General features: G+C 66.5%; 10 protein-coding genes. 4 read left to right on the top strand and 6 right to left on the bottom strand.

The features are described 5' to 3' along the window. Positions 1-92 precede the first annotated feature (92 nt). The 5 genes from PIGHUM_RS08235 to PIGHUM_RS08215 form a co-directional block, all read right to left on the bottom strand. A complete protein-coding gene (locus tag PIGHUM_RS08235; protein ID WP_160142206.1) occupies positions 93-1136 on the bottom strand; it encodes a Bug family tripartite tricarboxylate transporter substrate binding protein in 1044 nt (347 codons plus the stop codon). A 20-nt stretch (positions 1137-1156) separates the two neighbouring features. After that, a complete protein-coding gene (locus tag PIGHUM_RS08230) occupies positions 1157-2149 on the bottom strand; it encodes a dihydrodipicolinate synthase family protein (protein WP_124079038.1) in 993 nt (330 codons plus the stop codon). A 67-nt stretch (positions 2150-2216) separates the two neighbouring features. After that, entirely contained in the window at positions 2217-3194 is a 978-nt protein-coding gene (locus PIGHUM_RS08225; protein ID WP_160142205.1) for a Bug family tripartite tricarboxylate transporter substrate binding protein, read from the bottom strand. A 105-nt stretch (positions 3195-3299) separates the two neighbouring features. Beyond that, on the bottom strand, positions 3300-3785 hold the full coding sequence (locus PIGHUM_RS08220) for an aromatic-ring-hydroxylating dioxygenase subunit beta (RefSeq protein WP_124079034.1): 486 nt from the start codon (positions 3783-3785) through the stop codon (positions 3300-3302). A 2-nt stretch (positions 3786-3787) separates the two neighbouring features. Next, positions 3788-5047 carry an aromatic ring-hydroxylating oxygenase subunit alpha gene (locus PIGHUM_RS08215; RefSeq protein WP_124079031.1) on the bottom strand — a complete coding sequence of 420 codons (1260 nt, stop codon included), beginning with the start codon at positions 5045-5047 and terminating at the stop codon, positions 3788-3790. A gap of 179 nt (positions 5048-5226) precedes the next feature. On the opposite strand from PIGHUM_RS08215, the gene PIGHUM_RS08210 reads away from it, so the two are divergent. Together PIGHUM_RS08210 and PIGHUM_RS08205 are read left to right on the top strand one after the other, a co-directional pair. Then, positions 5227-6018 (top strand): IclR family transcriptional regulator domain-containing protein, encoded by a 792-nt coding sequence (locus PIGHUM_RS08210; RefSeq protein WP_160142204.1) that lies wholly within the window; start codon positions 5227-5229, stop codon positions 6016-6018. 72 nt (positions 6019-6090) lie between these two features. Next, the gene (locus PIGHUM_RS08205) at positions 6091-7278 is read left to right on the top strand and encodes a PQQ-dependent sugar dehydrogenase (RefSeq protein ID WP_124079027.1); all 1188 of its coding nucleotides are present in this window, start codon (positions 6091-6093) and stop codon (positions 7276-7278) included. A gap of 177 nt (positions 7279-7455) precedes the next feature. Here PIGHUM_RS08205 and PIGHUM_RS08200 read toward each other — a convergent pair whose 3' ends face one another. Further along, complete coding sequence (locus tag PIGHUM_RS08200) at positions 7456-7812, bottom strand: SWIB/MDM2 domain-containing protein (RefSeq protein ID WP_124079025.1); 357 nt, start codon at positions 7810-7812, stop codon at positions 7456-7458. A gap of 353 nt (positions 7813-8165) precedes the next feature. Between PIGHUM_RS08200 and PIGHUM_RS08195 the strand changes: the two genes are divergently transcribed. Continuing rightward, positions 8166-8906: a DUF3047 domain-containing protein gene (locus tag PIGHUM_RS08195; RefSeq protein WP_160142203.1), complete on the top strand. Its 741-nt coding sequence runs from the start codon at positions 8166-8168 to the stop codon at positions 8904-8906. A gap of 48 nt (positions 8907-8954) precedes the next feature. After that, entirely contained in the window at positions 8955-10148 is a 1194-nt protein-coding gene (locus PIGHUM_RS08190; protein ID WP_124079073.1) for a M20 aminoacylase family protein, read from the top strand. Positions 10149-10241: the final 93 nt, after the last annotated feature.

Below are 10241 nucleotides of genomic sequence, written 5' to 3'. Positions count from 1 at the left end.
ACGGACGTCTGTGAAAGTAGGTCATCGTCAAGCTACCCTCTCCTAAAACCCCCGACCGGTAATCCCGGCCGGGGGTTTTGCTTTATACGCGACTATTGAGCCGGCGTCGCATATTTCCGAACCTCGGGCCCCCACCTTTTCATGTCCGCTTTGACCAGCGCTTCCAGTTGTTCCGGCGTGGTCGGCGTTGCATCGTAGCCGAGGTTGTCCTGCATCTCTTTGACCGTTTGCGGGTCTTTCAGGATCTTGACGACCTCGGCATTCAAGCGCTGGATGATGGCAGGAGGCGTCCCGGCAGGGGCGAACAGGCCGAACCAGGTGCTCAGCTCGGTATCCTTGAACCCGCTTTCGCCGATGGTCGGCGTCTGCGGCAGCTGCGGAAAGCGCGTGGCGCCGGATGTGGCGAGAACCCGGAGCGTGCCCTGCTGTACATGGGGAACGTACTGCGAAAGGTCCGCCACGGAAAGGTTGACGTCGCCGGCTAGCAGGGCGGTAAGAATCTGGCCGGAGCCGCGGTAAGGCACCTCCAGCACGTCGATTCCGGCCGCGGCCTTGAACGATTCCGCGAAGAGTTTCGTGACCAGCAGGGAACTGCCGTAGCTGAGCTTGCCCGGGTTTGCTTTTGCATAATCGACCAGTTCACGCACGGATTTGTAGGGAGCGTCGGCCCTCGCAATAATACCTATGGAGGTATAGGTCAATTGGGAGATCGGCGCGAAGTCCTTGATCGGGTCATACGGAAGCTTGGGGTAGAGCGCGGGATTGAGCGCCATGGTGGAAAAGTGCGCCATGAGCAGGGTGTAGCCGTCCGGCTGCGCACGGGCTACGTGCTGGGCGGCGATGATGGTGTCCCCGCCCGCCTTGTTCTCCACGACCACTGCCTGTCCGATTGCTCCCTGCAGCTTTTGGGCAACCATGCGGGCCATGACGTCCGTGCCGCCTCCGGGCGGAAACGGAATGACGAGCCTGATCGGCCGATTCGGGTAGCTCTGCGCCATGGCCGTGCCGCATGCGACCGTGGCCGCAAGGGTCAGCAGGAGGCGCCTGGTCGTCGACGTGCGCGGGCTTGCTGATGTTCTGGAGGGTTGGTATGCCATCTTCATGTGTCTCGGGTGTTTGACGTATTCGTTGCTCATTTCGCGGCGCGCCGGCTGCTTCATCGCAGGCCCAATTGGGTCTCGGACTTGTCGATCACGGATAGTCCCGACGCTTGGAGCGCGGCGTGGAGCATGTCGATCTCTTGCTGGCGCGGAACGGGAAGGGGGGCGCGCATATAGGGCGTGGGAATGAGGCCGCGCAGCCAGGTCGCCACCTTGTATCGGATATGCAGCCGGCTTCGGTCGCTTACCGCTTCCTGCAATTGCAGCAAGCTGCCGTTCCAGATCTTCGCGGCCTTTTCCGCATTGCCTTCGTCCCAGGCTTCCATGTGATCCAGCATGGGTTCCAGCGCATAGTTCCAGTAGCCGCTCATCGTCCCGTCGGATATGCCCATCGCGCGGTACTCATGGAAGTAGTTGCCCAAGGCGCTCAGCACGGCAACCGGACGGTCGAGCTGCCTCAGAGCATGGGCCACGGTCCTGTAGCCGGGGTAGGGATACAGCATCTTCCAGCCGACGAGGCTGGGCACGTCGCGGCAAAAGCGCAGCGCGGCATTGAGCGGGATTCCCTGTCCGTACAGCGGCGGGGAACCCGATGCGGTCGGATGCGCGATCATGGGCAGGTCCGTCGCGCGGGCGATGGCGTTGAGCATGTCCGTCCAGACTTCCGGATATTCGGTGGGATTCCATGCCGTTCCCACGTCGATCGCTCCCTGCGGAGGGAACACGAAGAGCACCTGCGCGCCCAGGGCCTTGGCGTCCTGGGCGGATTCGACGGTTTCCTTCGTCGTCAGGCCGAATACCCCGCAGGCAACGGGAACCTTGCCGTCGATTTCTTCCATCGCTATCTCGAGAACGCGGCGCCTTTCCTCGCGGCTCAAATAGAAGATTTCTCCTGCTTCGGGATTGATGCACAGTCCGCCGTGCTTCGCCATCCTGCGGTCTTTGAGAAAGTAGCGAAGCAACTGCCGCCAGGCATGTTCGTCGATTTCTCCGTCCCGGTGCATGGGAAGTACGGTGGTGATGTAGCGCTTGAATGCGAGCCGATCCATTTCATCTCCTTTGAGTGGATGTTTGACTGCGTGCTTAAGAGTCCGCGATGCGGGCGAGCTTTGATCTTTACTGCGCCGAGATGCCGTTTTCCTTGGCGACCCGCTGCCAGCGGGCGATTTCCGCGTCCTGCAGCGCTTGCAAGGCCTGCGGGCCGGCCGCGATCACCTCGGCTGCTCCGTGCGCGCTGATCCGGGTGCGGACCGAGGGATCCTGGAGCGCGGCGTGCGCCTGCTGGTGCAGGGTTTCGATGATGCCGGGCGGGGTGCCGGCCGGCGCATACAGTCCGAACCAGCCGTTGGCCACCACGGGCACGCCCAGTTCCTTCATGGTGGGGACCTCGGGCAGTTCCTGGATGCGCTGTTCACCCGTCGTGGCGAGGGCACGCAGGCGCCCTGAGCGCACGTGCTCGATCACGTCGCTGGCGATGCCGAAAGATACGGGGACTTCGCCCGACAGCAAGGCCGCGACCGATGGGTTGCTGCCCTGGTAGGGCACATGCATCATCCGCGTCTGGGTGGCGCTGAGGAAAAGTTCGCCGAACAGGTGCTGGCTGCTGCCGACGCCGGCGGACGCGTAGGGGATGGTGCCGGGCTTCTCGCGCACCAGGGCGAGCAGGTCGGCCACCGATCGGACCGGCAGCGAGGGATTGACGACCAGGATACAGGGCGAGTTGACGATGTGGATGATGCGGACGAAGTCCTTGCGCAGGTCGTAGCGCAGCTTGTTGTACATCGCCACGTTGGTGGCGTTGGGGCCGATGCCGCCCAGCAGCAGGGTGTAGCCGTCGGGGTCCGCGACGGCGACGGCCTGGGCGCCGATGACGCCGTTCGCGCCCGGACGGTTTTCCACGACGACGGTCTGGTGCAGCAATTGCCCCATGCGCGTGCCCACGGAGCGGCCGATCAGATCGAAGTAGCCGCCGGCGGGATAGGGCACGATCAGGCGCAGCGGTTTGCTGGGATAGGTGTCGGCCTGCGCCGGCCCGGCGAACAGGGCGGCGCACAAGGGCAGGGCAAAGGCGCGGACTGCGTGGGGAATGGGCATGGCTTGTCTCCGGTTGTTGTTAGGGGGCTGCTTGGGCGGCCTCTCAATGCAGGCGGCCGGACGCGGCATGGGCTGCGTCCGGCCTGCGTCGCGCGGTGCGCGTCGTTAGAGCGGGATGACCATCAGGGTCTCGATGACACGGGAGTCGTAAATGAATTCGCGCCGCCTGAAGCGGGGCTGTTCACCCGAGACGTCCACGCTGTCGCATACCTGGCCGGACGCGTAGATCGCCATGTCGCCATCCAGGTCCATGGTGCGCACGACCAGGAAGTTGGAGCGCACTTCCAGGCAGCCGCCGGCCTCGCCGACGATCTGGATGCCGGACAGAATGTGGCGGTAGTGGTGCGGCTCGTAGACGTTGGCGATGCGCATCGATTTGATCCGGTCGCGCAACTGGGCCGCGCCGTGCGCATCGATCACCGCCAGCGGCAGCCCGCGGTCGCGGTTGAAGCGGGAGGTGACGGTATAGCGTCCGTCGGGCAGCAGCAGGTTGCAGATCGCCTCGATGCGGTTCTCGTCGATGGCGCGCGCCCACTCGTACAGGAGGTTCTCGACGGCGCGGTAGTGGGTGTCGTGGGGCAGGGCGGCCATCGTCACAGCTCCATGTCCAGGCGGTAGTTGTGCCAGAAGTTGCGGATGGCGCGCTCGGACAGCTTGGTCGCGCCGCCGCCGTCGAGGTCGCGTCCGCCCATTTCGATGTAGGACTCGCCCTCCTGGGCGTCGCCCATGGCGCGCATCATCATTTCGCAGACGGCGGCATCCTCGACCGAGATCATGCCGGCAGAGCCGGCCAGGTTGGCCTGGGCCAGGCGGGTGCGGGTCATCTGCTCGTCGTCGTCGGCGAAGCCGAAGTAGGTCCAGACCAGGTCGGCCTGGCCCGGACCCTTGGGCAGCAACTGGCGCGTGGCCAGGCTGTTGGCGATCTGGTGCAGGACGAAGCCGGGGTAGGCGGTGAGGATCTGGACGCTGATGCCGTCCTGGAATTCGTCCGTCCACTTGAGGATGCCGGGGTCTTCGAGCCGGAGGCCGTCGTTGACCGAGCGCAGGCTGGAGGAGGTCTCCTTGTAGTCGCTGCTTTCTTTTTCGGTGCCGGCCTTGGTGTAGAAGTACACGTGGCGGCCGGAGGCGTCCAGGATCATCCCGGATTCCTGCGATTGGCGCGACAGGCCGAAGGTGCCGTAGAAGGTGTGCAGGATGTTGGCGTGGTAGGAATCGCGCGGGTTCTCGTGGTAGGCCTTCCAGTTGGCGTGGATGCGCTGGGTGTCGTAGCCGAGCACCTTGAGCGGCTTGCGCAGCACGCGGCGGATGCCCGCGGCGACGTCGCCCAGCCATTCCTCCAGGGGTTCGACCTCGTCGGAGAAGGTGGCGAACACCAGGCCGCACAGGGTATTCACGCGCAGCTTGCGCAAGCCATGTTGCGCGGTGTCGAAATCCTTGGGCAGGCCGCCCTCGCCGCGCAGGCCGTGCTGGAAGGCGGCGCGGGCCAGGTCGCCTTCCAGCGTGAAGCTCCAGGCGTGGTAGACGCAGTACAGTTTCCTGGCCTTGCCGAAGGCCTCGCGCATGACCATGTTGCCGCGGTGCGCGCAGCGATTGAGCATGGCGTGCAGGGAGCCGTCTTCGGCGCGCGTCAGCAGGACCGAGGCTTCGCCGATGTAGGTGGTCTTGTAGCAGCCGGGTTCGGGCACCTCGGCTTCCAGGCCCAGGTAGTGCCAGGACTTGCCGCGGAAGATGCGCGCCTGTTCGCGCGCATAGATGTCGGGATCGCGGTAGGCCCAATAGGGGGCCCGGGTGTAGCCTTCGCTCGGCCAGGACCGCGGCGGCGAGGCGGAAAGGGAACAGGGATCGGGATTCATGGTGGATCGCGGTGACGGGTTGGGCACTTGCGGAACTGCATGCGCCATGTCTGCCAGTGTGCCGCCGCGGAGGGTCCGGCTAAAGGCCTTGCTGCGCATAGCGCAGAAACCGCGTTAAGCTGGCTGGCACAATGCATGGACGGCCGGCGTCGGCACCGGCTCTATGGGCAAGGAAAACGATGGCGCACGATGAGTCGCGGGATGCCGCGCCGCGGCCGGCACGGTCGCGGGACAGGATGGGCGGATTGGTCAAGGGACTGCAGCTGATCGAAGCCTTCGATTCCGCGCACGGCCGCATGACGCCGACCGAGGCGGCCTTGCGGGTAGGGATCTCCCCGGCCGCCGCGCGCCGATGCCTGCTGACGCTGTGCGAACTGGGCTATGCGCAGACCGACGGCAAGCAATATTGGCTCAGCCACGGGGCGCTGCGCGTGGCGTATGCCTATGCGGCATCGACCCGCCTGCCGCGCATGCTGCAGCCCGCGCTCGATGCCCTGACCGAGCGCACCCGCGAATCGGGCTCCCTGTGCGTGCTCGACGGCAACCGCGTGGCCATCGCGGCGCGCGCCACGGCCCGCCGCACCATGCGCGTGGGGCTGGTCATGGGATCGCACCTGCCATTGTTCTGTTCCTCCGGCGGCCGCGTGCTGATGGCGGCGCTGCGCGACGACGAATGGCGCGCGCTGGTCGCCTCGGCGGCCATGGAACCCTATACCCGCCATACGGTGGTGACGCTGGACGGCCTGGCGGGCCTGATCGACGAGTGCCGGCGCATCGGGTACGCGGCTTGCGATGAGGAGATCGAACTGGGCGTGCGCTCCATCGCCATCCCGATCTACAACAAGCAGGGCGCCACGGTGGCCGCGATGAGCGTATCCACGCGCGCCGAGCGCATGACCACCGCCGAGATGGTCAACCAGCTGCTGCCCACCATGTTGCGCAACCAGGAGTGGGCGCGGTCGCGGATCTAGCCTGGGCCTGACTTGCGGGAACGCAGCGGCCGATTGGCGGGTCAAGACCTATTCGCGGGCAAGGAGAACGGCATGAGGCGATCGATGCGATGGATGGGCTGGGGCGTGGCGGTTTTCCTGGCCGGATCGGCCGCCGCGGCGGGACAGCCGGCGCGGCCGGGCAAGGATGTGCCCATGGAGCAGGCGGGACTGCCCGCCGGCGTCACGCTGTCGACCTGGGCCGACGGCCTGGAGCACCCCTGGGGATTGGCGCTGCTGCCCGGCGGCGGCGCGTTGGTGACGGAGCGGCCCGGCCGCTTGCGCGTGGTGTCCGGGCGGGGACAGCTGTCCGCCCCCGTCGCTGGCACGCCCAAGGTGGATGCGCGCGGCCAGGGAGGCCTGCTGGACGTCGCGCTGCATCCGGATTTCGCGCGCAACGGCTGGGTGTACCTGAGCTATGCCGAAGCGGGCGAGGGCGGCAACAGCACGGCCGTGGCGCGCGGCAAGCTGGTCCGGGAAGGCGAGCAATGGCGGTTCGCCGACGCCACGGTCGTGTTCCGGCAGGCGCCCAAGTTCGCCAGCACGGCGCATTTCGGTTCGCGCCTGGTGTTCGCGCGCGACGGCAAGCTGCTCATCACCCTCGGAGAACGCTCAAGCCGCAAGACGAGGCCGGATGCGCAGGGGCTGAATACGCACCACGGCAAGGTGGTGCGGGTCAACGACGACGGCAGCGTGCCGCCCGACAATCCCTTCCGCGACAAACAGGCGCTGCCCGAGATCTGGTCGCTGGGGCACCGCAATCCCCAGGGCGCGGCGCTGCATCCGCGCACGGGCGAGCTGTGGATCGTGGAGCACGGCCCGCAGGGCGGCGACGAACTCAACATCGTGCGCGCCGGCAAGAACTACGGCTGGCCGCGCTATACCTACGGCGAAGAGTACGGCGGCGGGAAGATCGGCGAGGAGGCGTCGCCGGCCGGCTTCGAGCCACCCATCCACAGCTGGGTGCCGTCGGTATCCCCCAGCGGCCTGGCGTTCTATACCAGCCGGGCCATCGGGTCGTGGACAGGCAGTCTGTTCACCGGCGCGCTCAGCGGTCAGGCGCTTATACGCTTGCAATTGGAAGGCGGCAAGGTGGTGCGCGAAGAACGCCTGCTGGTGGATCGCGGCCAGCGCATCCGCAACGTCGTAATGGGACCTGCCGGAGAGCTGTATCTGCTGACGGATGCCAGGCAGGGCGAGATCCTGGTCTTGCGCAACAGGAACACGGATAGTGCCGAATAGCGGTTCGTCTCTGCAAACGGCCCCGCGCACGGCGGACTCTGCTGGCCAGCGCCGCTGCCACACCGATCTTCGCCAGCCCTTGGCGCCCCTAGACCCAGGGCGCAGCGGATCCGGCTCCGCCGGTCCGCCGGCGCCGCCCCCTTGAGGGGGCGCGCGTCAGCGCGTAGGGGCGGGTTCTTACGTCAGGTGAGCGTTGACGATCTTGGTCAGCTCGAACATGTCGACGGTGGGCTTGCCGAACAGTTCCTTGAGCTTGGCATCGGCGTTGATGTTGCGCTTGGCCTTGGGATCCTGCAGCTTGTGCTTCTTGATGTATTCCCAGATCTTGCGGGTGACCTCGGTGCGCGGCAGCGGCGTGGCGCCGATGACGGCGGCCAGCGTGGCGCTCGGGGTCATGGGCTTCAAGAAGGCTGCGTTCACCTTGCGGGGAGCCTTGGTGGCTGCTTTCTTGGCAGCCGGGGCGGCCTTCTTGGCCGGAGCGGCTTTCTTGGCGGGCGCGGCGGTCTTCGCCGGCGCCTTCTTGGCTGTGGCCATGCTGTACTCCTAAAAAGGGTTCAATCGTCAGACCGTTGGCAGGGCCACACCGCAGTGCGCGAGAGGCAGACTCCAGAACTGCGGTATATCCCCGCGAGCGCAGCATATCGCCTTGCCGGGCCAAGCCACAACAAAATTCCAACAGAAACCATGTTTCCAAACGCTTTTCGACGGGCGCGCAACGCTTGCGGGCCCGTTGTGCCCGGTAGAATGGGACTCATCCTAGCCAAGGCGTGTCCGGGGTGCGAGTTCCCATGTCCGTTCGTGTTCCATTCCCTGCGGTTCTGCTGGCCGCCGCGCTGCTTGCGGGCTGTGCCGGGCCCCGCACGGATTCCGCCGCTGTCGCCTCCCCCATGCAGCAGACTGCCCGCAGCGGCATCGCGGCCCTGCGGTTGTCGCAAACTCCCGCACAGGCGGGCGAACACCCCTCGGGCTGGCAGCCCTGGATCATTCGCCCGGACAAGACCCGCACCCGCTACCAGGTCCAGCGCGTCCCGATCGACGGACAGGCGCGCGCCGTGCTGCATGCGCATGCAGCCTCGGCCGCCAGCGGCATGTGGGTGCCGCTCAAGCTGCGCCCCGCTGATCAGCCCTACGTGCGGTGGTCGTGGCGCGCCGACGCGCTGGTCGACGGCGCCGACGGCGCGCGCCCCGAGACGGAAGATGCGCCGGCGCGCCTGGTGCTGGCCTTCGACGGCGACTGGAGCAAGCTGCCGCTGCGCGACAAGATGCTGGCCGAGACTGCGCGCATGCTGCTCGGGCGCGAGATTCCCTACGCGACCCTCATCTATACCTGGGACGCGCGCCAGCCGGTCGGGACATCCCTGGTCAATGCCCATTCTTCGCGGGTGCGGCTCAAGGTGGTCGAGTCCGGTCCGGCGCGGCTGGCGCAATGGCTGCAGTACGAGCGCAACTACGTGCAGGACTACATCGAGGCCTTTGGCGAGGCGCCGGGAACCTTGGTCGGCATCGGCGTGCTGACCGATTCGGACAATACCCGCGGCCATGCCGAAAGCTGGTACGGCGATATTCAGCTTTTGACACCAAATCGAACAGCCCTGGGGGAACTCCCCGGGAATCGGGCCATCGATTGAGATTGGCCGCCGCGCGCGGTCGAGCAGGGAGCAGGGATGGAAGCGGGCTTGGCGTTGCGTTCGCCGCTGGAGGCGATACGCAGGTTTCACGATGAACTGACGCTGTTGCGGCGGGACTTGCATGCGCATCCCGAACTGGGGTTCGAGGAGGTGCGCACCTCGGGCATCGTGGCGCGGGGCCTGGAATTGTTGGGCATCGAAGTCCACCGTGGCATAGGCAGGACCGGGTTGGTGGGGGTGATCCGCGGCCGCCGCTGCGACAGCGGCCGGATGATAGGCTTGCGCGCCGACATGGACGCGCTGCCCATGGCCGAGGACAATGGCTTCGAGCATCGATCGGGCAAGCCGGGCCTGATGCACGGCTGCGGCCACGACGGCCATACGGCCATCCTGCTGGGCACGGCGCGCTACCTGGCCAAGACCCGCAATTTCGACGGCACCGCCGTGCTGATCTTCCAGCCTGCCGAGGAGGGGCTGGGCGGTGCGCGCGCCATGATGGAAGACGGCCTGTTCGACATTTTTCCGTGCAACGCGATCTACGCGCTGCACAACTGGCCGGGCCTGCCGGCCGGCAAGGTCGGCATCAACCCCGGACCGATGATGGCGGCGAGCGACCGTTTCGAGATCGTGATCGAGGGGCGCGGCGGACATGGCGCGCATCCCTACCAGACCATCGATCCGGTGGTCGTCGCCGGCCAGATCATCACCGCGACGCAATCGATCGTCGCCCGCAACGTGAACCCGCTCGATTCGGCCGTGGTGTCCATCTGTTCCGTGCAGGCCGGCAATCCCGGCGCGATGAGCGTGATTCCGCGCGAGGCGCGGCTGGTGGGAACAGTGCGAACCTTCCGCCGGACCGTGCAGGAGATGGTCGAGAACCGGCTGCGCGAGCTTGCAGGCTCGATCGCCGCGGCATTCGGCGCGACGGCCACGTTGATGTACGACCGCATCTACCCCGCCACCATCAACACCCCATACGAGGCCAATTTCGTGGCCGACGTGGCGAGCGCGATGCTGGGCAAGGATAACGTCATCCGCGACCTCAGCCCGTCCATGGGGGCCGAGGATTTCTCGTTCATGCTGCAGGGGCGGCCGGGCGCCTATTTCCGGCTGGGGCAGGGCGGGGCCGAGCGCGGCTGCTTCCTGCACAACAGCAACTACGATTTCAACGACGAGGTCATCCCGCTGGGCGCCGGCATCATGGCCAGCCTCGTGGAACGGAGCATGCCGGTGATCGACTGAGCCTGGCGACCGGGAGGATTCACGCCGTAAAATGGCACGATGGCCGGCAGGCGTTGCATTGCCGGCCGGCCCTTCCGATCCGCTCCTGGCCGC

Origin of the sequence: Pigmentiphaga humi, assembly GCF_900606115.1 — a bacterium.
Classification (GTDB): Bacteria; Pseudomonadota; Gammaproteobacteria; order Burkholderiales; family Burkholderiaceae_B; genus Pigmentiphaga; species Pigmentiphaga humi.
The sequence above is the reverse complement of the archived record's forward strand: the minus strand, read 5'-3'. Positions and strand labels throughout refer to the sequence as shown.

Bases quoted from the DNA above. Each gene is read 5' to 3' on its own strand.
- PIGHUM_RS08200 (WP_124079025.1), bottom strand. From the start codon at position 7,812: ATGGCCACAGCCAAGAAGGCGCCGGCGAAGACCGCCGCGCCCGCCAAG.
- PIGHUM_RS08235 (WP_160142206.1), bottom strand. From the start codon at position 1,136: ATGAGCAACGAATACGTCAAACACCCGAGACACATGAAGATGGCATAC.
- PIGHUM_RS08225 (WP_160142205.1), bottom strand. From the start codon at position 3,194: ATGCCCATTCCCCACGCAGTCCGCGCCTTTGCCCTGCCCTTGTGCGCC.
- PIGHUM_RS08230 (WP_124079038.1), bottom strand. From the start codon at position 2,149: ATGGATCGGCTCGCATTCAAGCGCTACATCACCACCGTACTTCCCATG.
- PIGHUM_RS08195 (WP_160142203.1), top strand. From the start codon at position 8,166: ATGCAGCAGACTGCCCGCAGCGGCATCGCGGCCCTGCGGTTGTCGCAA.
- PIGHUM_RS08210 (WP_160142204.1), top strand. From the start codon at position 5,227: ATGGCGCACGATGAGTCGCGGGATGCCGCGCCGCGGCCGGCACGGTCG.
- PIGHUM_RS08220 (WP_124079034.1), bottom strand. From the start codon at position 3,785: ATGGCCGCCCTGCCCCACGACACCCACTACCGCGCCGTCGAGAACCTC.
- PIGHUM_RS08215 (WP_124079031.1), bottom strand. From the start codon at position 5,047: ATGAATCCCGATCCCTGTTCCCTTTCCGCCTCGCCGCCGCGGTCCTGG.
- PIGHUM_RS08205 (WP_124079027.1), top strand. From the start codon at position 6,091: ATGAGGCGATCGATGCGATGGATGGGCTGGGGCGTGGCGGTTTTCCTG.